Annotated in this window: 19 protein-coding genes; 4 read left to right on the top strand and 15 right to left on the bottom strand. The window is 52.0% G+C overall.

Going from position 1 to position 23,148, the window contains the following annotated elements; translation table 11 throughout:
- Positions 1-67 precede the first annotated feature (67 nt).
- Complete coding sequence (locus QRY16_RS12955; protein ID WP_193403352.1) at positions 68-703, bottom strand: carbonic anhydrase; 636 nt, start codon at positions 701-703, stop codon at positions 68-70.
- A 374-nt stretch (positions 704-1,077) separates the two neighbouring features.
- Between QRY16_RS12955 and rimO the strand changes: the two genes are divergently transcribed.
- Positions 1,078-2,409 (top strand): 30S ribosomal protein S12 methylthiotransferase RimO, encoded by a 1,332-nt coding sequence (gene rimO, locus QRY16_RS12950; RefSeq protein WP_289776878.1) that lies wholly within the window; start codon positions 1,078-1,080, stop codon positions 2,407-2,409.
- A gap of 21 nt (positions 2,410-2,430) precedes the next feature.
- On the opposite strand, the gene QRY16_RS12945 is transcribed toward rimO, so the two are convergent.
- The 6 genes from QRY16_RS12945 to QRY16_RS12920 are packed head-to-tail and all read right to left on the bottom strand — an operon-like array spanning position 2,431 to position 9,183.
- On the bottom strand, positions 2,431-2,880 hold the full coding sequence (locus QRY16_RS12945; RefSeq protein ID WP_289776877.1) for a DUF4385 domain-containing protein: 450 nt from the start codon (positions 2,878-2,880) through the stop codon (positions 2,431-2,433).
- Complete coding sequence (gene gsiD, locus QRY16_RS12940) at positions 2,877-3,782, bottom strand: glutathione ABC transporter permease GsiD (RefSeq protein WP_289776876.1); 906 nt, start codon at positions 3,780-3,782, stop codon at positions 2,877-2,879. Before gsiD ends, QRY16_RS12945 begins: the two co-directional genes overlap by 4 nt.
- A gap of 9 nt (positions 3,783-3,791) precedes the next feature.
- The gene (gsiC, locus tag QRY16_RS12935; RefSeq protein WP_289776875.1) at positions 3,792-4,712 is read right to left on the bottom strand and encodes a glutathione ABC transporter permease GsiC; all 921 of its coding nucleotides are present in this window, start codon (positions 4,710-4,712) and stop codon (positions 3,792-3,794) included.
- Positions 4,713-4,760: 48 nt separating this feature from the next.
- Positions 4,761-6,296: a glutathione ABC transporter substrate-binding protein GsiB gene (gene gsiB, locus QRY16_RS12930; protein ID WP_193403357.1), complete on the bottom strand. Its 1,536-nt coding sequence runs from the start codon at positions 6,294-6,296 to the stop codon at positions 4,761-4,763.
- A 58-nt stretch (positions 6,297-6,354) separates the two neighbouring features.
- Complete coding sequence (locus QRY16_RS12925) at positions 6,355-8,208, bottom strand: dipeptide ABC transporter ATP-binding protein (RefSeq protein WP_193403358.1); 1,854 nt, start codon at positions 8,206-8,208, stop codon at positions 6,355-6,357.
- 9 nt (positions 8,209-8,217) lie between these two features.
- Positions 8,218-9,183, bottom strand: coding sequence for an isoaspartyl peptidase/L-asparaginase family protein (locus QRY16_RS12920; RefSeq protein WP_193403359.1), 966 nt, complete (start codon positions 9,181-9,183; stop codon positions 8,218-8,220).
- Positions 9,184-9,399: 216 nt separating this feature from the next.
- Here QRY16_RS12920 and moeA point away from each other — a divergent pair, with 216 nt between their 5' ends.
- Positions 9,400-10,635 carry a molybdopterin molybdotransferase MoeA gene (moeA, locus tag QRY16_RS12915; RefSeq protein WP_289776874.1) on the top strand — a complete coding sequence of 412 codons (1,236 nt, stop codon included), beginning with the start codon at positions 9,400-9,402 and terminating at the stop codon, positions 10,633-10,635.
- Positions 10,636-11,388 carry a molybdopterin-synthase adenylyltransferase MoeB gene (moeB, locus tag QRY16_RS12910; protein ID WP_193403361.1) on the top strand — a complete coding sequence of 251 codons (753 nt, stop codon included), beginning with the start codon at positions 10,636-10,638 and terminating at the stop codon, positions 11,386-11,388.
- Positions 11,389-11,420: 32 nt separating this feature from the next.
- On the opposite strand, the gene QRY16_RS12905 is transcribed toward moeB, so the two are convergent.
- The 8 genes from QRY16_RS12905 to mntR all read right to left on the bottom strand — a co-directional run bounded on the left by QRY16_RS12905 (position 11,421) and on the right by mntR (position 22,453).
- Positions 11,421-13,013 carry an ABC-F family ATPase gene (locus QRY16_RS12905; protein WP_289776873.1) on the bottom strand — a complete coding sequence of 531 codons (1,593 nt, stop codon included), beginning with the start codon at positions 13,011-13,013 and terminating at the stop codon, positions 11,421-11,423.
- A 297-nt stretch (positions 13,014-13,310) separates the two neighbouring features.
- Positions 13,311-13,712, bottom strand: a complete 402-nt coding sequence (locus tag QRY16_RS12900; protein WP_193403362.1) for an H-NS family histone-like protein — start codon at positions 13,710-13,712, stop codon at positions 13,311-13,313.
- A 412-nt stretch (positions 13,713-14,124) separates the two neighbouring features.
- Positions 14,125-15,603: a sugar porter family MFS transporter gene (locus QRY16_RS12895; protein ID WP_289776872.1), complete on the bottom strand. Its 1,479-nt coding sequence runs from the start codon at positions 15,601-15,603 to the stop codon at positions 14,125-14,127.
- 831 nt (positions 15,604-16,434) lie between these two features.
- The gene (locus QRY16_RS12890; RefSeq protein ID WP_289776871.1) at positions 16,435-17,967 is read right to left on the bottom strand and encodes an efflux transporter outer membrane subunit; all 1,533 of its coding nucleotides are present in this window, start codon (positions 17,965-17,967) and stop codon (positions 16,435-16,437) included.
- Position 17,968: 1 nt separating this feature from the next.
- The gene (locus QRY16_RS12885) at positions 17,969-19,537 is read right to left on the bottom strand and encodes a DHA2 family efflux MFS transporter permease subunit (RefSeq protein ID WP_289776870.1); all 1,569 of its coding nucleotides are present in this window, start codon (positions 19,535-19,537) and stop codon (positions 17,969-17,971) included.
- Positions 19,534-20,718 (bottom strand): HlyD family secretion protein, encoded by a 1,185-nt coding sequence (locus tag QRY16_RS12880; protein WP_419776131.1) that lies wholly within the window; start codon positions 20,716-20,718, stop codon positions 19,534-19,536. The genes QRY16_RS12885 and QRY16_RS12880 overlap by 4 nt, the downstream gene beginning before the upstream one ends.
- 145 nt (positions 20,719-20,863) lie before the next feature.
- Complete coding sequence (locus tag QRY16_RS12875; protein WP_289776868.1) at positions 20,864-21,973, bottom strand: SLC13 family permease; 1,110 nt, start codon at positions 21,971-21,973, stop codon at positions 20,864-20,866.
- Positions 21,974-21,994: 21 nt separating this feature from the next.
- Positions 21,995-22,453 carry a manganese-binding transcriptional regulator MntR gene (gene mntR / locus QRY16_RS12870; RefSeq protein ID WP_193403367.1) on the bottom strand — a complete coding sequence of 153 codons (459 nt, stop codon included), beginning with the start codon at positions 22,451-22,453 and terminating at the stop codon, positions 21,995-21,997.
- 267 nt (positions 22,454-22,720) lie between these two features.
- Between mntR and QRY16_RS12865 the strand changes: the two genes are divergently transcribed.
- Entirely contained in the window at positions 22,721-22,912 is a 192-nt protein-coding gene (locus tag QRY16_RS12865; RefSeq protein WP_193403368.1) for a hypothetical protein, read from the top strand.
- Positions 22,913-23,148 lie beyond the last annotated feature (236 nt).

The following is a 23,148-nucleotide window of genomic DNA, read 5'->3' as shown; positions in this document are numbered from 1 at the left end:
GTGCGGCGAAAGGGGGGAAAGGATGAGAACAATAAGCCCGCCGCAGGACGAGGCGGGCTGGAAGACGTTACTCGAAACAGGTATCAGGGTTATCAGCCAGCGAAATGAACTGCTTGCCACCTTCAGTCAATGCAATAATCTGCCCGCTTTCAATATCATAAACCCAACCATGCAGACGCAGCGCACCTTTACGCAGCGCGACCGCCACGGAGGGATGGGTTTTCATATTATTAAGCTGGGCGATAACGTTCTCTCTTACCATTTCGTTCAGCTTCTTCTCAGGCGAGTCATATTGCCGCCCTTCCACCACCGCTTTCGCCGCATCAGCGTAGCGCAGCCAGTGTTCCACCGCTGGCATGGTATCCATACACTGGCAAGATGCGATAGCGTTCATGGCTCCGCAGTTAGAGTGACCACAAATGATGATGTCGGTAACACCCAACGCAACCACCGCGTATTCGATGGTTGCCGAAACACCGCCCGGTTCAGGGCCAAATGACGGTACGATATTGCCCGCATTACGAATAACGAACAGCTGTCCTGGCTCCTGCTGGGTCACCAGTTCCGGCACCAGTCGGCTATCAGAACAGGAAATAAACAGCGCTTTCGGATTTTGATTCGACGCCAGGCTTTTGAAAAGATCCTTCCTTTCGGGAAACACATTCTGCTGGAAATTCAGAAATCCATTGATGATCTCTTTCATTATTTAGCTCTCACATTATCCACTTCGTCAGCTAAAGGATCGATGCCTTTAGTGTTGATTTGTCTGTCTATTATTAAAGCAAACAGCCAAATATCAACGAGGATTTAAGCAAACGTCCCCACTAAACACAACCTTTGCGTTATTTACCTCTGCCGGCAAACTGTGCGTAAAATTTGCCGGATTAAATATTCAGCTCGCATTTACCGAAAAAAACCCGCTATTTTAACCTGTGTTTTTCAGGTGTTAGCAGATCGTTTTTTCTCTGCAGCTTTACGGGATGTTGACCTGATAAACCCTTACAGATAACGCTACAATTTTCATTTCAACACAGGTAAAATCCCGCGCCATCGCTGTGCTGAACCGGAAATAAGGCTATGACTACCACTACAAAAAACCTGCCGCCGCGCGTAGGATTTGTCTCTCTCGGCTGTCCTAAAAATCTCGTTGACTCTGAGCGCATCCTGACGGAACTGCGCACTGAAGGGTATGAGGTGGTGCCGCGCTATGACGATGCTGAAATTGTTATTGTTAACACCTGCGGCTTTATTGACAGCGCCGTTCAGGAATCGCTGGAAGCGATTGGTGAAGCGTTGAACGAAAACGGCAAGGTGATCGTCACCGGTTGTCTGGGCGCCAAAGTCGATCAGATTCGCGAAGTGCATCCAAAAGTACTGGAAATTACAGGTCCACACAGTTACGAGCAGGTGCTGTCGCATGTGCATCATTATGTACCAAAGCCAGAGCATAATCCGTTCCTGAGTCTGGTGCCGGAACAGGGGGTGAAACTGACGCCTCGCCATTACGCTTATCTGAAAATTTCGGAAGGTTGCAACCATCGCTGTACTTTCTGCATCATTCCTTCAATGCGTGGCGATCTCGACAGCCGCGCCATCGGTGAAGTACTGGATGAAGCCAAACGCCTGGTCGAAGCCGGCGTAAAAGAACTCCTGGTCATCTCGCAGGACACGTCAGCCTATGGCGTTGATGTTAAACATCGTACCGGTTTCTGGAACGGTTCACCGGTAAAAACCAGCATGGTCAGCCTGTGTGAGCAGCTCGCTAAACTCGGCGTCTGGGTGCGTCTGCATTATGTTTATCCGTACCCGCACGTAGACGATGTGATTCCGCTGATGGCGGAAGGCAAAATTCTGCCTTATCTCGATATTCCGTTACAGCACGCCAGCCCGCGTATTCTCAAACTTATGAAGCGCCCAGGCGCGGTCGAACGCACGCTGGAACGCATTAAACGCTGGCGTGAAATCTGCCCAACGTTAACGCTGCGTTCGACTTTTATTGTGGGTTTCCCCGGCGAAACCGAAGCAGATTTCCAGTTGCTGCTCGACTTCATAAAAGAAGCGCGTCTGGATCGCGTTGGCTGCTTCCAGTACAGCCCGGTTGAAGGTGCTACCGCAAATCAGTTACCGGACCCGGTTGATGAGGCCGTGAAGCAGGATCGTTATGATCGCTTTATGCAGCTGCAACAACAGATTTCTGCCGAACGCTTGCAGGAAAAAGTGGGCCGCGAAATTCTGGTGATCATTGATGAAGTGGATGAGGACGGCGCAATTGGCCGCAGCATGGCTGATGCGCCAGAAATTGATGGCGCGGTCTATCTGAATGGCGAATATTCTGTCAAACCCGGCGACGTGCTGCACGTAAAAGTCGAGCACGCCGACGAGTATGATTTATGGGCAAGCCGCGTTTAATCGTCTGTCGTTTACCCTGCTTTAACCGTATAACTGCTGGTGCGCTTTCTTACGCGCCAGATAATCTTGATCAGCCCGTAACCGATCCCAATACGCTTTGAAAATGGCCGCCGCAGCGGCCTTTTCTTCATCTACACCCCGTGGCAGCTCTTTGCCTGCTGCATCATATTTCCTTCCCCCCTGATGATTGCTATAGCGTCGGGCGCGTGTATACCCCATCTGAATAAACTTGCGCGCCATATCCATGCCCACAAAATCATCCTGTGCGCGGTACTCTTCAAACAGCGCCATGATTTTTGCCGCCGACGCTTTGGCAATCGGTACGGTACGAAAGCGCCAGTGCGGTAAAATTTCGCCTTTGTAGGGCTGGACCAGCAGCACGCCCTGCTCACCGCGCCCCACCTGGTAACGTTCAGGATGTTTGCGGAAATCGATAGTGCTGAAGTCCTGATCGTAATCGAAAGGTTTCATGTTTTTAGTTTAGGATCGAGCGCATCACGCAGGCCATCACCGAGCAGGTTAAAGGCTAAAACGGTGAGGAAGATCGCAAGGCTGGGGAAGAGGGCAACATGTGGCGCAATCACCATATCGGCGCGCGCTTCGTTGAGCATTGCGCCCCATTCCGGCGTCGGCGGTTGCGCGCCCAGGCCGAGAAATGACAGGCTAGCGGCGGTGATAATGGATGTGCCAATACGCATGGTGAAATAGACCACAATCGGCGACACCGTACCCGGCAAGACATGACGCGTCAGTATGGTCCAGTCAGACGCGCCAATGCTGCGCGCCGACTCAATATAAGTTTGATGCTTGAGCACGAGCGTATTGCCGCGTACCAGGCGAGCAAAAGCCGGAATGCTGAAAATGGCGACCGCAACCACCACATTGTTCATACCGCTGCCCATGATTGCCACCACCGCAATCGCCAGCAGAATACCGGGAAAAGCAAACAGCACATCGCAAACACGCATGGTGATACGATCCCACCAGCCTTCGTAATAACCCGCCAGTAAGCCAAAGAGCGTGCCAATAAACGCGCCAATCGCAACGGAAAAGAACCCCGCGATCAGCGAGATACGCGTTCCCACCAGCACCCGACTGAAAATGTCGCGGCCCAGCGAATCCACGCCAAACCAGTGCATCAGCGACGGTCCCTCATTCAGCCGGTCGTAATCAAAATAATTTTCAGCATCGAATGGCGCAATATAAGGCGCGATAAACGCCAGAATAATTAACGCCACCACAAACAAGCCCGCCAACAACGCCACTGGTTGCCGCTTAAAGCGCCGCCAGAATTCACGCCACGGCGTGCGCACCCGACTTTCCTTTATCAGCGGCATGGCTTTTAATGCCGCCTCGCGTCGCCAGTTTTTCATCGCGACTCCTTATTTGTAGCGTATGGCCGGGTTGATGACCGCATACAGCATGTCAACAATCAGGTTGATCAAAATGAATTCCAGCGAGAACAGCAGCACCTCGGCCTGAAGAACCGGGTAATCGCGCATCTCTACTGAATCCACCAACAAACGGCCCAGTCCCGGCCAGTTGAATACCACTTCCACCACAATCGAGCCTCCCAGCAAGAAGCCAAATTGCAGTCCCATCATGGTAACTACCGGGATCAGAGCGTTGCGCAAACCGTGTTTTACCACCACCAGCGATTCCCGCACGCCTTTGGCGCGGGCGGTGCGCATATAGTCTTCCTGCATCACCTCAACAAACGAGGCGCGTGTGAAGCGCGCCATTACTGCGGCCACTGCCGCGCCCAGCGTGATGGAGGGCAAAATATAGTGCTGCCAGCTATCGGCACCGACGGTCGGCAACCAGCCAAGCTCAACCGAGAAGACCTGCATCAGCAGCATACCCAGCGCAAAAGCGGGAAACGAGATACCGGAAACTGCCAGCGACATACCGATGCGATCGGGCCAGCGGTTACGCCACACGGCAGAGACAATGCCAATGGTCATGCCAAAAATCACCGCCCAGATCATGCTGGCCAGCGTTAACCACAATGTCGGCATAAAGCGTGAAGCAATCTCATCCGCAACCGGGCGTTTCGATACCATTGACTGACCGAAATCGCCCTGCAACGCATTGAGAATAAAGTGCCAGAACTGCTGAGGCAGCGGCAAATCCAGCCCAAGCTCCTGACGCACCATTGCTACCACCGATGCATCCGCATCAGGGCCGGCAATCAGCCGTGCCGGATCGCCCGGTAGCAGATGAACAAACAGGAACACGAGCACTGCCACGATCAGCAATGTGGGGATCAGCCCCAACAGTCGTTTTAGAAAATAATTAAGCATGCAACATTCCGCGCAATCGCGGCCAGCCGGGCAGGCTGGCCTGCTCCGTTACTTCAGGCTGGCTTCATCAAAACTGAATGAGGTATCAGGCATGACGTAAAAACCGCTGAGATTTTTGCTGTTAGCCGACACCAACTGTTCGACCACCAGCGGGATCCACGGATGGTCATTCCAGATACGATCCTGCGCATCTTTATACAGTTTGGCCTTCTGAGTACGATCGGTGGTTTTCAGCGCATCCAGCAGGTCTTTATCCACCTGCGGATTGCTATAAAACGCGGTGTTAAAGATGGCTGGCGGCGCTGACGTGGTGGCGAAAAGCGGTGTTAACGCCCAGTCGGCTTCGCCCGTTGATGCGGCCCAGCCGGTGTAGAACATGCGCACGCCGTTTTCTTTCTGCCCTTTGCCCTCCACTTCAGCGGCACGTTGACCGGCATCCATGGCCGTGACTTTGACTTTCACGCCAACCTGCGCCAGCTGCTGCTGGGTAAACTGCAACACCTTCTGCGCGGTGCTGTGGTTGTGCGAGGACCAGAGCGTGGTTTCAAATCCATTTGGATAACCGGCTTCTTTCAGCAATTCGCGGGCTTTTGCCGGGTTGTACTGAATCGCTGGATAGGCCTGGGCAAAGTCGATAGTGGGCGGCACAATACCGGTTGCTGGCGTGGCGTAACCGGCAAAAGCGACTTTTGCCAGAGCCTGACGGTTTATTGCGTACTCCAGCGCTTCGCGCACTTTTGGATTATCGAAAGGTTTTTGCGTCACGTTCAGGCTAATGTAACGCTGCATGATCGACGGCGTGGTGACCACGTCAATTTTGCTGTTTTTCTTCAGCAACTTAACCTGCTCATTGGGCACCGGGAAAGCAAAGTTAGCCTCGCCAGTTTGCAGCATTGCCGCACGGGTATTGTTATCCACTACCGGACGCCAGGTAATGCTGTCGAGCTTCGGATACCCTTTCTTCCAGTAGCCGTCCCATTTCTTCACCTTCACGAAATCGGTCTGGTTCCAGGTCACGAACTCAAACGGGCCGGTTCCCACCGGATGAAAGCCGATGTCCTTGCCATACTTTTTAAGCGCGGTGGGAGAAATCATGGCCGCTGCCGGGTGCGCAAGGTTGTTGATAAAAGCGGAGAACGGTTGCTTCAGGGTAATCTTCACCGTGGTTGGATCAACCACTTCGGTGGTAGCGATATATTTGAACAGGTTGTAACGCTTCAGATGGTTGTCGGGATCGCTGGCGCGATCGAGGTTGACCTTCACTGCTTCAGCGTTGAAGTCAGTTCCATCCTGAAATTTAATCCCGGAATGCAGCTTAATGGTGTAAGTCAGGCCGTCATCACTGGCCTGATAGCTTTCTGCCAGGACGTTGATCAGCTTCATATCTTTGTCGAAGCCGAACAGGCCCTGATAGAAGGATTTCGCCACCGCCTGCGACAATGTATCGTTGGCATCGTAGGGGTCCAGGGTAGTGAAATTGGAAGCCACGGCAACCACTACATCCTGCGCCGCCCAGGCAGGCAGCGCCATCGCGCTGCTCAGCACACCTGCAGCCAGTAACCCTTTACGCATCGTAATATGCATTTTTTTCTCCTGTAATCCCTGTCTGGTTAGTCGTCGAAGCGACGTGCTTTCATTTTACTCAGGTCACGCTGATAACATGGCGGGCAACAAAATGACCCGGAGCGACCTCCAACAGCGGTGCGACTTCCGGTTCGTCACCCAACGAACGAATTGGGCTGGGAATTTCATCCACCATTAAAGCCCGCTCACGACGCCGGTGCGCCGGATCGGCAACCGGCACTGCAGCCATCAGTTTTTTAGTGTAAGGATGCTGCGGCTGTTCAAATACTGACTGGCGCGGTCCCATCTCAACAATCTGTCCAAGATACATGACGGCTACGCGATGGCTGATGCGTTCTACCACTGCCATATCATGAGAAATAAACAGAAAAGCGATACCGAATTCACGTTGCAGATCGAGCATTAAATTAATAATTTGCGCCTGGATTGATACGTCAAGCGCTGATACCGACTCATCGGCAATGACCACTTTTGGGTTGAGTGCCAGGGCGCGCGCAATACAGATACGCTGGCGTTGGCCGCCCGAAAATTCATGCGGATAACGTTGTGCATGTTCCGGTAACAAACCCACTTTTTCCAGCAGCCAGGCCACGCGCTGCTCTGCTTCGCGGCGTGGCATTATGTTATGCACCAGCAGCGGCTCCATAACAGAAAAACCGACCGTCAGGCGTGGATCGAGTGAGGCATAAGGATCCTGGAAAATAAACTGAATATCGCGTCTTAGGTGTGCCAGCGCCTGGCCGGACAAATCATCAATGCGCTGACCATTAAAGGTGATAGTACCCCCCTGGCTCGCGACCAGCCGTAGCAGGGATCGCCCGGTGGTAGATTTACCGCAGCCCGATTCCCCCACCAGCGCCAGCGTTTCGCCAGCGTAGAGATCAAAACTCACTTTCTCTACTGCGTGCACGCGACTTCTGACCCGGTTGAGCAGGCCGCTACGAATATCAAAGCGCGTGACCAGATCGCGCACCTGCAAAATCGGTGCCTCTGCATGTTGTACCGTATCCTGCGGCGTTGCTTCGCTGTTTTCACCCTGCAATAGCGGAAATTTTGCCGGTAAAGTTTGGCCGCTCATGGCACCGAGTTTTGGCACCGCTGCCAGTAACGCTTTGGTATAGGGCTGTTGCGGCGCGCTAAACAGCTGCTCAACCGGTGCGTTTTCAACCACATCGCCGCGGTACATCACCTGTACACGATCGGCCATTTCTGCCACTACGCCCATATCGTGAGTGATAAAAATCACTCCCATTTGCATCTCTTTTTGCAGCACGCGGATCAGCTGAAGGATTTGCGCCTGGATGGTCACATCAAGCGCGGTGGTGGGTTCATCAGCAATCAGCAGCGCCGGTTTACACGACAGCGCCATCGCAATCATGACGCGTTGGCGCATCCCACCGGAAAGCTGATGGGGAAAACGCTTCAGGACATTTTGCGCGTCGGGAATGCGCACCAAATCCAGCATACGACGCGCTTCGGCCAGCGCCTGGCTGTGGCTTTTACCCTGATGTAAGCGAATGGATTCGGCGATCTGTTCGCCCACCGGAAATACGGGATTAAGCGAGGTCATCGGCTCCTGAAAAATCATCGCCATGTCAGCACCGCGCACTCGCCGCATCTGGCCGGGTGAAGCGCGCATGATGTCCAGCATCTCGCCGTTGCGCCGCCGTAGCTGGATTTCGCCACTGACCCTCCCACCGCTTTGCTCAATCAGCCGCATCAACGCCAGCGAAGTAACGGATTTACCCGACCCGGATTCTCCCACCAGCGCCAGCGTTTCGCCACGATGGAGATCGAGAGAAAGCTGGCGCACCGCTTCCGTTATCACACCTTCATGCTGGAACCGCACATTTAAGTCGCGCACGGCCAGTACCTGCTCTGGCGCCATAAACACTGCTTGCCGATCAGTCATGCCTGCTCCTTAGCTTTCGCGGTAAATCGCCACTTCAACCGCTTCACCTACGCGCGCAAATCCCCGATACATGCCTTCGCTGTTAAACGGCAGTGCGACATTTCCTGCATGATCGATCGCGATCAGCCCGCCGCTACCGCCCATCTCCAGCACCTTATCATGTATGACACTGACAGTTGCCTGCTGCAAACTGCGCGCGCCGTAGCGCATCTGCGCGGCAACGTCATAGGCTGCTAGCGTGCGGATAAACACTTCGCCCGTGCCGGTACAGGAAACCGCTACGCTGTCGTTAGCCGCGTAACAACCGGCACCGGGCAACGGTGAATCCCCCACACGCCCGGCTTGTTTATTGGTCATTCCGCCCGTTGAGGTTGCGGCGGCAAGGTTACCGTTGCTATCCAGTGCCACTGCGCCGACCGTACCGAATTTATGGTCGGGGTTGAGCGGATCGTCGCTGTGGCTTTGCGCCTCGCCGTCATGATCGAGCACCAGCTGGTCGCTGTTTAGCGCACGTTGCAGCTGTTCCCAGCGCTCAGGGGTGGAGAAAAAGTCAGGCTCGACCTGCTCAATTCCCTGAGAGAGGGCAAACTGTTCCGCGCCTGCGCCGATAAACAGCACATGTGGACTGGTTTCCAGCACAGCCCGCGCCGCCAGCACTGGGTTACGGATGCGCGTCACCCCTGCCACCGCGCCGACTTCCAGCGTGCGGCCATCCATGACGCTGGCGTCAAGTTCATGGGTGCCCCGGTGGGTAAATACCGCGCCTTTGCCCGCGTTGAACAGCGGGCACTCTTCCAGCAAACGTACCGCTTCGGTCACCGTATCCAGTGCGCTTGCGCCCTGCGCCAGCATTTGCTGCCCGCGCGTAACAATATGGGTTAATGCCTGACGATACTGTTGCTCTTTTTCGGCGCTCATCGCGGCACGCGTAATCGCGCCCGCCCCACCGTGAATGGCGATAACTGCAGTTACCATAACGCTTGCCCTGTCGTTGCATCAGGGTTGAAAATCCCTGATTTAGAATGGTTTTCACCCATTTTTGTTAATTTTTGACTATAGAAAGCCTATTATGGGATGTAAAGCGGAAACTGTTAACCTGGTCATAACCTTTTATTGTGGCTTATGCCGTTGCAGCAAATACAAATGCCACCATAATAAGCAGCAAATGCACTAACCCCAGGTTGAATCCCAATGGAAAGCTTGACCGCAGAATTAATCTCTCTTGAGGATGCTCAGGAAAAAATGCTGGCGCAACTGACGCCAGTCACCGATTCCCTCAGCGTGTCACTGGCTGAAGCTGCCGGACGTATTACGGCCCGCGCAGTGACATCACCCATCGATGTGCCCCCCTTTGATAACGCCGCGATGGACGGTTATGCCATTCGCCTGGCTGATGCCGCCAGCAAAAAGCCGCTGCCCATTGCCGGTAAAGCCTTCGCGGGTGCGCCATTCACGGGCGAATGGCCTGCTGGCAGTGTAGTGCGTATTATGACCGGTGCGCCGCTCCCCGCAGGCTGTGAAGCGGTGGTGATGCAGGAGGAAACCGAACAGCATGGCAACGCCATAACGCTTACTGCACCGGTAACCCTTGGACAAAATATTCGCCTGCTCGGCGATGTTATTCGCGAGGGACAAACGGTGCTGACGGCTGGCGTACGTCTTGGTGCGGCTGAACTTCCGTTGCTGGCTTCGCTGGGTATCGCAGAAGTCAGCGTGCTGCGTAAGCTACGGGTCGCGATATTCTCAACCGGTGACGAATTACAGCCGGTTGGTCAGGCGCTGGCGGCAGGCCAGATTTACGATACCAACCGCTTTACCGTGTCTTTGATGCTAAAAAAACTGAGCTGCGAAGTGATCGATCTTGGCATTATTAAAGATGATCCCCATGCGTTACGCGTTGCCTTTGAAGAAGCCGATCGCCAGGCAGATGTGGTGATCAGTACCGGTGGCGTCTCGGTCGGTGAAGCCGATTTCACCAAAACCATGCTGGAGACGTTAGGCGTGATCACCTTCTGGAAACTGGCCATTAAACCCGGTAAGCCCTTTGCCTTTGGACGCCTCACCAGCAGCTGGTTCTGCGGTTTGCCGGGTAATCCGGTATCGGCGGCGGTAACCTTTTATCAGTTAGTTGTTCCGCTGCTTGCCACGCTGACCGGACAGAAAAAATCAGCCCTGCCGCCCCGTCAAAAAGTTCGTGCCGCCACGCCATTGAAAAAATCCCCCGGTCGCCTTGATTTCCAGCGTGGCTTTTATCGTCAAAACGATCAGGGCGAATTAGAAGTGCATACCACCGGTCCGCAAGGCTCGCATGTATTCAGCTCTTTTGCGCAGGCCAACTGCTTTATCGTGCTGGAGCGTGAGCGTGGAGATGTCGAAGCGGGTGAATGGGTAGAAATAGAACCGTTTAATGTCCTGCTGGAGGGATAAATGCTGCCCGAACTCAGCGATAAGGAGATGCTGCGCTACAACCGGCAAATCGTGTTGCGCGGCTTTGATTTTGACGGGCAGGAACAGCTTAAAGCCAGCCACGCTCTGGTGGTGGGTTTAGGTGGCTTAGGCTGTGCGGCGGCTCCGTACCTGGCAGCGGCGGGCGTGGGCAATTTAACCTTGCTTGATTTCGACACGGTTTCGCTGTCAAACCTGCAACGACAGATTTTGCATCATGATGCCGATGTCGGTCGCGCTAAAGTGGCGTCCGCTGCGCAAAGTCTGGCGGCGATCAATCCGCACTGTAAGTTGCACCGCCTTAACGCACGCTATGACGATGACGCGATGCTGGCGCTGATTGCAAACCAGCAGGTTGTGCTGGATTGTACTGATAACGTTCAGGCACGCGAGCAGCTCAATCGACTTTGTCGTCAACAACGCGTGCCGCTGGTATCAGGGGCGGCGATTCGTATGGAGGGCCAAATCAGCGTTTTTTCCTGGCAGCCCGGCACGCCCTGCTATCGCTGCATCAGCCGCCTGTTTGGTGAGCAGACGCTAAGCTGCGTGGAGGCAGGTGTAATGGCACCGCTGGTAGGGGTGATTGGTGCGATGCAGGCGATGGAAGCGATTAAACTCCTGACAAACTACGGCACCCCCGCCACCTCGCGTCTGTTAATGTACGATGCGATGAGCGCAGAATTTCGCAGCATAAAGGTGGTGCAGGACGCACACTGTGAAGTCTGTGGACAGTAAAAAACCGGGGCAGCGAACTGCCCCGGTTTGTTTTATACGATGCCCTGGCTACGCAGGTAATATTCATAATTGCCGGTGAAATCCACAACACGGTCTTCTTTCATTTCCAACACACGGGTTGCCAGCGAGCTCACAAATTCCCGATCATGCGAAACGAAAATCAACGTACCTTCATACATTTCCAGCGCCATATTCAGCGATTCGATAGATTCCATATCAAGGTGGTTGGTGGGCTCATCCATAATCAGGATGTTTGGCTTTTCCATCATTAATTTGCCAAACAGCATACGTCCCTTCTCACCACCAGAAAGTACTTTAGCCGGTTTCTTAATATCATCCTGAGAAAATAGCAGGCGACCGAGAATACCGCGCACGGTTTGTTCATCATCACCCGGCTGTTTCCATTGACTCATCCAGTCAAATACGGTCAGATCGTTAGCAAAGTCTTCTGCGTGATCCTGGGCATAATAACCAATGCGCGCATTTTCTGACCATTTAACGCTGCCGTTATCCGGCGTGAGTTCGCCCACCAGCGTTTTCAGAAAAGTCGATTTACCGATACCGTTAGCCCCCAGCACCGCTAATTTTTCGCCCACCTCAAGCATCAGATTTAAATTTTTGAACAGCGGACCGTTATCAAACCCTTTGGTTAATGCTTCTACTTCGAGCGCATTACGGAACAGTTTCTTGTCCTGCTCAAAACGAATAAAGGGATTTTGACGGCTGGACGCTTTCACTTCTTCCAGCTTAATTTTATCCATTTGCTTCGCGCGCGAAGTTGCCTGACGTGATTTAGATGCGTTGGCGCTAAAGCGACTTACAAATGATTGCAAATCGGCAATTTGCGCTTTTTTCTTAGCGTTATCGGCTAACAAACGTTCACGCGCCTGCGTTGCTGCGGTCATATATTCATCATAATTACCCGGATAAACGCGTAACTCACCGTAATCTAAATCTGCCATATGGGTGCAGACCATATTCAGAAAGTGGCGGTCATGCGAAATGATAATCATGGTGCTGTCGCGTTCGTTAAGAACCTGCTCCAGCCAGCGAATGGTATCAATGTCCAGGTTGTTGGTGGGTTCGTCCAGCAATAAAATATCGGGATTAGAAAACAGCGCCTGCGCCAGCAATACGCGCAATTTAAAGCCCGGTGCAATTTCACTCATCGGCCCATAATGTTGTTCAACCGGAATACCCACGCCAAGTAATAACTCTCCGGCACGAGATTCAGCACTGTAACCATCCATTTCACCATACAGCACTTCAAGGTCAGCCACTTTATAGCCGTCCTCTTCGCTCATTTCTGGCAGGGCATATATACGATCGCGCTCTTGCTTAACTTCCCATAATTCATTGTGACCCATGATTACGGTATCAAGCACACTATATTGTTCGAAGGCAAACTGATCCTGGCGTAACTTACCGATACGTTCATTAGGATCGTAAGAAACATTACCGCCGCTTGGGACCAGATCGCCACCCAAAATCTTCATGAAGGTGGATTTACCGCTGCCGTTCGCACCGATTAAACCGTAACGATTACCGCCGCCAAATTTAACGGAGATATTTTCGAACAGTGGCTTGCTGCCAAACTGCATGGTGATATTGCTGCTAACTAACACGGCATTGACCTTTATGAAGAAGTGGATGAAAAAACGGCAGCTATTATGCCAGATGTGATGTAGCGCACGCCAGCGCAAGGCGTGCGGACCCAACAAGGTGTTTGATAAGTGGGAATATCCCTTGAAAATTTATGTGCAGACAGACGGCAATCGGTCAATTTGAGCAATGCGGTTAATAATGTGACGTCACTCAGAAGCAGCCAATGCACATGCAGCCTGGCGTAGAACAGCGATAAATAAAAAAGCCGAGACACCAATAACAGGTCCTCGGCTCCCACATTACAAGGAATGTGCCAATTAATCGATCAGGAAACTATCCAGGCTTTTACCAGAATCCAGCGCTTTTTTAATCGCAGCCGGGGTACGGCCCTGGCCAGTCCATGATTTCGTTTCACCGTTTTCGTCAGTGTAAGAATATTTTGCTGGACGCGGAGCACGCTTAGCGCGTTTTTTACCTGGCTCCAGAGCGCCTAATAATTCATTGGGATCAATACCGTCTGCCAACAGCATTTCGCGATATTTAGACAGCTTCTCTTCTTTTTCGCGATTTTGAGTTTCTTCCGCTTCTGCTTCTTCGCGACGTTCAGTCACGACAACGGTTAATTTTTCGAGAATTTCTTCCAGGTCAGAAAGTGGCAGCTCACGAGCCTGGGCACGTAATGTGCGAATGTTGTTCAGAACTTTAAATGCATCACTCATCACAATGTCCTTGTTTGAAGGGGGTAATTAAAACTGTAGCGATAAGATTACCTAATTCAAATAAAAAAATAAATTAATTTTACACTCCAGATAATCCCGAACCGTATTTTAAATGGTGATACATTTTTTAGTGGGTCATTTTAGATCTTTTATTAACGTGAAATTAACAGTCGCGCTGCGTTAATCCTGGCGGCTGGAATCGATTTCAGTCGTTAGAATTTTATGAAAAGTTACCGATTGTGCTTAAAGGAAAGCATAAAACTGTGTCAGCGTTATTCCTGTTATCCCCTGGTCAGCAAGGGATTTAACCAAGGCTAAAGTTCGACATTGCTCAGAAGCGCTGTACAACTTGAAGCAAAAAAATAAGCCTGGTTAATAAACCAGGCTTATTTCTCTTTGCGTATTCTTAACGTTAGGAGGTTTTTTTAATTACAGGCGTTAGCGTTTGCGCTTCTTCATTGGTTGATAACCAGTCATGCAAATAATGCTCAATCTGCTCAAGGCTGCGGTTACGCGTTTCCGGTACGCAGGCCACGACAAAAATTGCGCCGCCAATACCTATCACCGCAAAGATAAAGAACGCACCAGAAAGACCGACGCTTGCCAGTAAAAGGGGAAACATCAATGAAATAAGAAAATTAGCAATCCACATGGCAAACACCGCCCCGCCCATAAATATGCCGCGCAGGCGCGTAGGGAAAATTTCTGACAGTAGCAACCAGGTCACCGGTGAGAGTGCGCCTTGTTGAAAGCTAAGGAACATCAACATGCCCAGTAATACCATATAACTGCGTAAGACATCCGGCTGACCATTTACCGTCTCCGGCATTAAATAACTAACGGTGCCGATAAATAATAAACACGCCGTGCAACCAAACTGGCCGATCATTATCATGGTACGACGACCTATTTTCCCCAGCAGCCAAATACCGGCAAACGTCATCAGTACGGAAATTGCACCATTAGCAATAGTGGCAAACAAGGCGGCACTGTTGCTCATACCGACCGCTTTTAGCATCATCGGTGCGTAATACATAATGGTATTGACGCCAGTGAGCTGTTGAATGGCCGCGATCCCCACGCCAATCAGGAATAGCTTCAACAACCACGGCTTGCGTAGTTCACCCAGACCGGGATGCTGTTGACTCTCTTCGCTCAGCGTCTCTTCAATTTCCGTCAGCTCCCAGTCAACGTCCTCTTTCACACGTGTGCGCTCCAGAACCTGTCGCGCTTCAGCCAGACGGCCTTTCATGGCGTACCAGCGCGGCGTATCAGGCATAAACATCATGCCAAACCATAACAGCACCGCCGGAATGGTGGCGATTGCCAACATCCAGCGCCAGGTTGTTTCCCCTCCCCACGCGGCGTTAAAACCGGCATTAGAGATATAGGCGAGCATTTGACCGGAGACGATCATCAGTTCCTGCAGCGTGACCAGCTGCCCACGCTTATTTGCCGGGGCAATTTCTGCGATGTAAACGGGTACGGTCGCGGCAGCGCCGCCAACCGCAATTCCCAGCACCAGTCGGAAAAAAACCATCCAGTTCACATCCGGTGCTAACGACGAGCCCAATGCGCCGGTGGCAAAGATTACGGCTAAGATCAGAATGATTTTTTTTCGACCAGCGGCAGCGGCAAATTGTCCAGACGCCAGCGCGCCAAAAGCTGCACCAAGCAGCAGGCTGCTGGTCACTAAGCCGGTGGTGAATGGAGTGAGATGGAGTTCCGGGCCCATAAACAGCAGCGCACCGGAAATGACGCCGGTGTCATAGCCAAACAGCAGGCCGCCAAGCGTGGCAACGACAGCAATCACTTTTACAAAGGGTTCGGTACGGACAGCGCTGTTTGGCCCGGAGGCTTTGTTAGGGGTGAGGTAGCTTTCTCTGGACATATTTTCTCCTGGTGATGTCACAACACCTAAAGAAAATAGATTATTTATGCCATTAACAATAAGAATGGAAAATTAATTTTTCGTAACGCGTCATAAAACCGAGTGAAAATTGCGCTACCCATCACATTTTTTATGATAAACCCTTTACCCTCTGGCTAATTTTTCGCTGTTTTTATCAGAACAGCCTCAGTTTTAGAAATTTATATTTCATTAGCGTTAATTATTTTCCCTGCGTTATGCCGCCTGTTTCGACAGCAGACTGTGACGATACCTTTTCCCGACGCGCAATTCTGCGAAAATCCGGTATCGCCCTTATGTCAGTCGTCATAAAAATGCCGCGTTCCGCAGAATTAACGCTCGCTTATTACTCACCCAGTAAGGGCAGCATAACGGACCCACAACGCCAGACGGGGAAAAAGCAAATAAGAATAATTTCCTTAACGGGCTTCTTTGTGCTTTTCGGGAATTTGTCGCTTTTAAATTCTTTTGCTCTTCACCACTGAAAATTGCGCCAGAAGGTCACGGCACATATTGCCGCGCATTAGGTCAGACAAATAATTAACGGTCTGCTTATGAAAGCGTTACAGCCTGGTTCGTTTCACCTTTTGTCATAATGGCAGGCAGAACGGCGAAACGTGGCGGGAGTGACTCCCACTGTTTCACTGGCGAGACTGATTTCAGTTATTGCTGCGTCCATAATAGCTAGCGCACCAGCGGAACGTTACCGTTGAATAAAACAGGCGTAACGTTGCTAATTTTTAAGCGCACGCTGGTGGTCGATCTGCTGACATAGCGAAAGTGAAAGAGGTTCTCTGCGCCTTCTTTGCAGTGTTAATTCACCTGCGTCGCCGGCCCAAAGACATCGTACTGCGGCAAAGTAACCTGTTGATAGGTTTCCCAGCCGCCGCCCAGGGCTTTATACAACGCGACTAAATCCAGCCCGCTTTGCATTTTTGCCTGAGTCGCCTGTTCCTGAGCCTGCGCTAACTGTCGCTGGGCATCCAGCACATCAAGGAAGGTAGAAAGCCCTTGTCGGTAGCTGTCGCTGGCTAAATCAAACGCACGTTGTAGCGCGCCGGTCGTTTCATCCAGTGCAGTCACACGCTGTTGATCGGCGCGATAACTTACCAACGCATTTTCAACGTCCTGCAATGCGGTTAGCACGGTTTGACGATAATCCAGCGCCGCGCTGGCCTGCTGCGCACGTGCCAGTTTTACGCTCGATACCAGCCGTCCGCCCTGAAAAATTGGGATCGATAATGAAGGGCCGTAGCTATAAAAATGGCTGCTCCAGTTATCCAGATAGCTGGCATCGGTATTGCGTACCCCAAGCTGTCCGGTCAACGACAAATCAGGGAACAGCTGCGCCACTGAAACGCCAATATTGGCGGTTTGTGCATGTAGCGTGGCTTCTGCCTGTCGAATATCCGGCCGACGGCGCGCCAGCGTTGACGGAATACCAACAGAGACAATCTTCGGCAGCGCCGGTATCGCTTTCGGCGTATTCAGTTCGGTATCCAGCGCGCCAGGGGTTTTCCCTAATAGCACGGCTAATCCGTTCATTGCCTGGCGAGCCTGGGCTTGATACTGCGGCAGCTGCGCCTGCAGCGTACTGAGCTGGGCGTGGGCATTTTCTACATCGGTCAACGGCGCCAGGCCGTGGCGCTGCTGGCTTAGCGTCAGCTGAGTGGTTTGTTGTGCGACATCGATCTGTTGTTGCAGGGTTTGTACCGTGGCTTGCGCACCGCGCAGTTGCAGCCAGGCACGCGCCACTTCGGCTTCTAATGATACTAACGCATCGTTACGCTGCTCAATAGCCGCCTGCGTCTGGGCGTTTGCCGCCTCGACCTGACGTCGTACTTTGCCCCATAGATCCAGCTCCCAACTGGCGTCAAAGCTGCCCTGATAAAGCGTCACCGGCTGCGTCAGGCTGTTAAGCTGGCTGGCGACGTCACTATCAAGCTGATCGTAAGCGCCATTTGACTTCAACAGGCCCTTCAGACCAGGCTGCTGGCGCATGACGCTGGCTGAGCCGTTCAGGCTGGGAAATAAGCTGCCCTGCGCCTGCGCCAGCTGCTCACGCGCGCCAGCAATACGCAACACAGCCTGTTGCAATGTCAGATTACCTTCAATAGCACGCGCAATCAGGCTATCAAGCTGGGGATCGTTAAAGTTGCGCCACCAGCGGGTATCTACCACCGAAGATTGCGGTTTCGAGGCTTCCTGGGAATCCAGCGAGTTATAGCCGCCCGGCATCTGTGGTTTTGGGGCCTGATAATCTGGCCCGACAGCACAACCCGTCAGCCATATTGTCAGCGTCAATAAGCTCAACGGCTTCAGACCGCGAGAAAACATAACCTGCATGTCAGTGTGCTCCTGCACTGCCTTCGCTCTTAATCGGCGCCAGCAGCCAACAAAATGGAATCAATATCAGAGCGATAATGCTCAAACCTGAAAAAACGTCGATGTAGGCGAGAATACGCGACTGCGCGATCATCTCCTGATAAAGCTGCCCGGCCGCCAGCGTCATCGGATCGCCAACCGCCGAAGTGAAGTCGCGAATTGCCTGCGCCCAGTGCTGTATGGTGATGTTAAATTGCTCGTTAAGAGGCGTCATGTTGTGCACCATATGCGCGGACCGCACCTGTTCGCGTTCGGTGATGGCGGCGGTAGACAGCGAAATACCAATCGATCCGGCAACGTTACGGAACATAGTAAACAGCGCGGAAGCATCGGCATTCAGGCGCTGTGGAATAGTTACGAAAGCAATGGTGGTGAGCGGCACAAACAGAAAGCCAAGGCCGATCGACTGCGCACTACGCATCAATACCAGCGTGGTGAAATCAATATTTGGCGCTAAGCTCGCCGAATAGAAGAACGCGACGGCAAGGCAGGAGAACCCAAACGCGATAATGTAACGCGTCTGCACGATCGGCATCAGTTTTAACACCAGCGGAATGGTCATTACAATTAACACCGCGCCCGGCGACAGCACTAAACCTGACCAGGTTGCGGTGTAGCCGAGATCCTGCTGTGCCAGCTGTGGCAATATCACTGAACTGCCGTACAGGATCATCGCCATACCAGCCATCAATAAACCCGCTACCCAGAAATTGCGATCTTTCATCACCAATATATCAACCACCGGTTTACGTGCATACATCAGCCAGTAAACCGCGCCGACTATGCCGATCACCGCCAGAATGGCGAACAACACGATAAATTGCGAGGCGAACCAGTCTTCATCTTCGCCGCGATCCAGCATCACCTGTAAACAGCCAAGCCCAAGGGTAATCAGTGATATGCCGATATAATCGATTTTCAGCCGACCTTTAGCCCATTTACGCTCCCAGGGTGGATCTTCCAGCAACTGATAGATCGCCAGTACAGTAAGAATCCCTACCGGGATATTAATGAAAAAGACCCAGCGCCAGCTGTAGTTATCGGTGATCCAGCCGCCAAGCGTTGGCCCGATGACGGGCGCGACGATTATCGCAATTGAGGAAAGGCCAAAGGCCTTACCGCGATCTTCCGATTTGAAGTAGTCAAGCAGTACCGATTGCTGAACCGGCTGCAATCCCCCGCCAAAGAAGCCCTGCAACACGCGAAACAGAATGATTTGCCATAACTCGGTGGCGATGCCACACAGAAACGAGCACAGGGTGAACATTACAATACAAATCAAAAAAAACTGCTTGCGACCAAATAACCGGCTAAAAAAGGCAGAGATGGGCAGCACAATGCCGTTCGCCACCAGATACGAAGTCAGTACCCAGGTTGACTCATCGTAACTGGAAGAGAGCGAACCGGCGATGTGCGGCAGCGCCACGTTGACAATGGTTGTGTCAAGAATCTCCATGAACACCGCCAGCGTAACTGTGACAGCAACCAGCCACGGATTACTGGACGGTTTCCAGCTCTGCGACGGGCTCATTCCACCGTCACCTTCGGTTCAACCGACAGGCCGAGCGGCAGCGGATGATTCGGATCTAAACCTTTATCGATGACAATTTTTACCGGCACACGCTGTACGATTTTTACGTAATTACCGGTGGCGTTTTCCGCCGGGAAAGTCGAGAAGCGCGAGCCAGAACCCATCTGGATACTATCGACATGCCCTTCCAGCTGCATATCTGGCCAGGCATCAACGGTGATCGCCACTTTGTCGCCCGGATTCATGCGTTCCAGCTGTGACTCTTTAAAGTTGGCGGTGATCCAGATGTCGGGTGATACCAGCGAGAACAGCGAGGTTCCGGCCTGCACCAGCGTGCCCAGCTGCACATTACGTTTGGTGACAAAGCCGTCATAAGGTGCCCGAACCTGGGTATAGGAAAGATTTAATTCCGCCGTATTCAGTTGCGCTTTCGCCTGCTCAACCTGCTGCTGACGCGCTTCCACGTTGGTTTCCTGCTGACGGATTTGCAAAGCAATCTGGGAAGCAACCTCCACTTGCGCTTTGGCACTTTGCAATTGCGCCTCGGCGGAACGCAATTGCGCACTGGCGCTATCTATGTTGCGCTGGCTGGTGGCTCGTGGATCGACGCCACGCTGGCGGCGGTAATCCGCTTGTGCATTAAGCAGATTAGCCTGCGCTTTAGCCTGATCGGCGAGCGCCTGATCGCGCTGCGCTGGATACTGCACGCGCGACAGTGCCAGCTGCGCCTGCGCCTGATGCAGTTGCGCCTGCGCCAGTCCCAGCTGTGCTTTTGCCTGATCGCGCTGCGCCATATTGTCCTGCGGATCGATCTCTACCAGCAGATCGCCTTTTTTCACGCGCTGGTTATCGTTGACTAAAAGTTTAACCACATAGCCTGAAGCTTTTGGCGCAATTGTCACTGCGTTGCCTTCGGTAAACGCATCGTCAGTGGTTTCTTCATTGCGGGTGCTAAACCAAAACCAGAAGCCAACGATCAGCATGATGACCACCACAATCGCCAGAATAATCAACGGCTTTTTACCGGGGCGTTTGCGCTCGGATTCATCCTCATCGTTGTTCTGCTTTTCCTGAGTATCCTGGGTATCCTGTTTTTCTGTTGACTGACTGTTTTTATCCGCCGCGTTATCAGCGTCTTCCTGGCGTGGCTCGCGTTGATCTTTCTCGCTCATAATTCCCATCACTGGCTAAGGCCCTAATTCTCGGGCATAAAAGGTCAATTTAACCTTAGATCGTAAACTGGCAAATTCCAGTGTAACTTTACATAACTTGAGGAAAGGCGCACGTCTGGTCAATTTCACCTTTAGCAGGACGAGAGAATGAGCCTTATGCCAGCAGAAACAATAACAGCCAGCCGCTAAGCATTGCCCAGGCCAGTAACGGAACAGAAAACAGATGAAATTGCCACCAGACGCGGCGATCTTTCGCCATACGTAGCGCGATCAAATTAGCAAGCGAGCCGGGCAGCAGACCAAACCCGCCAATATTAACCGCCCAGGCGAGCAACTCGGTTGGGGGAACTTTTTGCAGCAACAGTATGGTGGCAGGCACGTTACTGATTACCTGCGATAAACCGATGGCCAGCAGATAAAGCGCACCCTTGTCATAATGTGCAATGGCACCAAAACGCGTCTGTAACAGCGGTAAATGCGTCAGCAAATAAACATCAATAAACATGGCGATAAACACCGCCAGCAAACTCCAGTCGATATTGAGTAATACCGGACGCGCCAGCACTAAAAAACACAGCACAATGGCCAGCAGCGCCCAGCCGGTGAGATGCCATTCCAGCGCCATAATAAACAGGACATATAACAGCACGCTCACTATAAACAGTGGCTTTTGCCAGTGAAGGGTTTCGCTATTGCCATGTTTATGAATTTCACGCCTTGAAAAACACCACCAGGTTAGCGACATCAGAGTTAACATCAGCCAGACCGCCAACGGTAACATTTGCCAGATAAAGCCGGCCACACTGAGCGAACCGTGGCTCCATAACAAAATATTTTGTGGATTGCCAACAGGCGTGATTAACGATCCGGCATTCACCGCCAGTGCTTCAAAAATAATTAAACGTGAAATCGGTAAGCGGGAGAATTTACGTAACGTGAGCGTTAAAGGCACTAAAATAAACAGCGCCACATCATTAGTCAGAAACGTAGAAAGCAGTGCAGCGGCCAGAACCATAAACAGCGCTAGCGCACGCTCATGCCTGAAACGTGCGATTAACTTCCCGCCTAATACGTCAAAATAACCGCTGGTTTCTAACCCTTTAGTGAGGATCAACAGACTGGTCAGCGTCATCATGGTGTGCCAGTCCACCGCCTTCGGCAGATCTGGCCAGGAGAAATCGGCCAGAAACAGAAGGATCGCGCCCGTCACTACCAGCAGATGCAAAATGCGGTCATGCAAAAACGAACGAAACACGATAGGCATGATGGCCGGTCGCCTTAAGAATTAGCGGTTCTCGTAAAATTTCTGAAAAACCGCCAGCGTTTCATCACTGACATGATGCTCAATGCCTTCGGAATCACGACGAGCCGTTTCCGGGCTGATGCCCAGCGCTAACAGAAAGGTTTCAACAATATAATGGCGTGCACGGCTCTCTTCCGCGAGTTTTTCGCCTTCAGCGGTGAGAAATACGCCACGATAGGGCACCTGCTCAACTAACCCAGTGCTGCTAAGGCGCTTCAACATCTTAGCAACGGTTGGCTGAGAGACACCCAAACGTGCCGCCATATCAACCTGACGCGCTTCGCCAAACTCACCAATTAAATCAGAGATTAACTCAACGTAGTCATCAATAAGCTCACGACGATGCGCTTCACGCACCTGCCGAAAACCTTCGACATGCTCTTCAATATCTTTTAGTGGTCCTTGCGGGACAGAAACCACGCTTTTAGCACGACGACTCATTCAGCTTCCTCTTTATTATTTTCCGCCTTTAACCTGCTCTGCGGATTAGCTGCGCCTATTGTAAACCAGCTGCAACGAAGCTCAAATTTTTCCTGATTAGCATTGGCTAAACGGTATAGCCAGTGCTATATTTGTTGGTAATGTAAGCAGGCCTATCAGCCGCGAGCTAAAGATCATATCGGATCCTTACCTTTTACTGCTGATTTTCCGGGTTTTATCCCTGGATCCTGCTTGCTTTTGCGTCAACATTAATTGGGAGGTGATGCGATGAGCACCCTGAAATGCTGTTTAGATTGCAGCAAATGCTTCCAGGCTGAAAAAATGGCTTCTGTGGATGTGAAATCCTGGTTGTGCCTGCTGACGCGTTCCCCGTTTACGCTGCGCCTGATGTTGATCGAGAAATTGCTGGGCAACAAACCAGCCGATCGCCGCTGCCAAAATTTGATCTGGCGCGGTTAACCCATCCCGCACCGCTGGCCTTTTAGCGCCCCGCTAAAAGGCTTTCCTCTCCTTCTGTACATTTTGTTACTCTCTTTCCGCTGGCCGTTTCGTTTGTTATTGAACTTTTTCCAACCCGCATAATAGCTAGAGCTGAAACGCTTCAATAAAAAGTCGCCTCATAGTTAGCCTGCTAATTTTCTTCTTGCAACCTTTTGTCATTCCTAATTAATCTCCCCATAACAAAAATTACAACC

This window comes from Mixta mediterraneensis (assembly GCF_030283135.1).
GTDB classification, from domain to species: domain Bacteria; phylum Pseudomonadota; class Gammaproteobacteria; order Enterobacterales; family Enterobacteriaceae; genus Pantoea; species Pantoea mediterraneensis.
This window is presented reverse-complemented; position numbering and strand designations above follow the sequence as displayed.

Coding starts and splice junctions, on each gene's coding strand:
- moeA (WP_289776874.1), top strand. CDS start 9,400: ATGGAAAGCTTGACCGCAGAATTAATCTCTCTTGAGGATGCTCAGGAA.
- gsiB (WP_193403357.1), bottom strand. CDS start 6,296: ATGCATATTACGATGCGTAAAGGGTTACTGGCTGCAGGTGTGCTGAGC.
- QRY16_RS12900 (WP_193403362.1), bottom strand. CDS start 13,712: ATGAGTGATGCATTTAAAGTTCTGAACAACATTCGCACATTACGTGCC.
- moeB (WP_193403361.1), top strand. CDS start 10,636: ATGCTGCCCGAACTCAGCGATAAGGAGATGCTGCGCTACAACCGGCAA.
- QRY16_RS12955 (WP_193403352.1), bottom strand. CDS start 703: ATGAAAGAGATCATCAATGGATTTCTGAATTTCCAGCAGAATGTGTTT.
- gsiD (WP_289776876.1), bottom strand. CDS start 3,782: ATGAAAAACTGGCGACGCGAGGCGGCATTAAAAGCCATGCCGCTGATA.
- QRY16_RS12895 (WP_289776872.1), bottom strand. CDS start 15,603: ATGTCCAGAGAAAGCTACCTCACCCCTAACAAAGCCTCCGGGCCAAAC.
- QRY16_RS12885 (WP_289776870.1), bottom strand. CDS start 19,537: ATGAGCCCGTCGCAGAGCTGGAAACCGTCCAGTAATCCGTGGCTGGTT.
- QRY16_RS12890 (WP_289776871.1), bottom strand. CDS start 17,967: ATGCAGGTTATGTTTTCTCGCGGTCTGAAGCCGTTGAGCTTATTGACG.
- QRY16_RS12925 (WP_193403358.1), bottom strand. CDS start 8,208: ATGACTGATCGGCAAGCAGTGTTTATGGCGCCAGAGCAGGTACTGGCC.
- rimO (WP_289776878.1), top strand. CDS start 1,078: ATGACTACCACTACAAAAAACCTGCCGCCGCGCGTAGGATTTGTCTCT.
- QRY16_RS12945 (WP_289776877.1), bottom strand. CDS start 2,880: ATGAAACCTTTCGATTACGATCAGGACTTCAGCACTATCGATTTCCGC.
- mntR (WP_193403367.1), bottom strand. CDS start 22,453: ATGAGTCGTCGTGCTAAAAGCGTGGTTTCTGTCCCGCAAGGACCACTA.
- QRY16_RS12875 (WP_289776868.1), bottom strand. CDS start 21,973: ATGCCTATCGTGTTTCGTTCGTTTTTGCATGACCGCATTTTGCATCTG.
- QRY16_RS12880 (WP_419776131.1), bottom strand. CDS start 20,718: ATGGGAATTATGAGCGAGAAAGATCAACGCGAGCCACGCCAGGAAGAC.
- gsiC (WP_289776875.1), bottom strand. CDS start 4,712: ATGCTTAATTATTTTCTAAAACGACTGTTGGGGCTGATCCCCACATTG.
- QRY16_RS12865 (WP_193403368.1), top strand. CDS start 22,721: ATGAGCACCCTGAAATGCTGTTTAGATTGCAGCAAATGCTTCCAGGCT.
- QRY16_RS12920 (WP_193403359.1), bottom strand. CDS start 9,183: ATGGTAACTGCAGTTATCGCCATTCACGGTGGGGCGGGCGCGATTACG.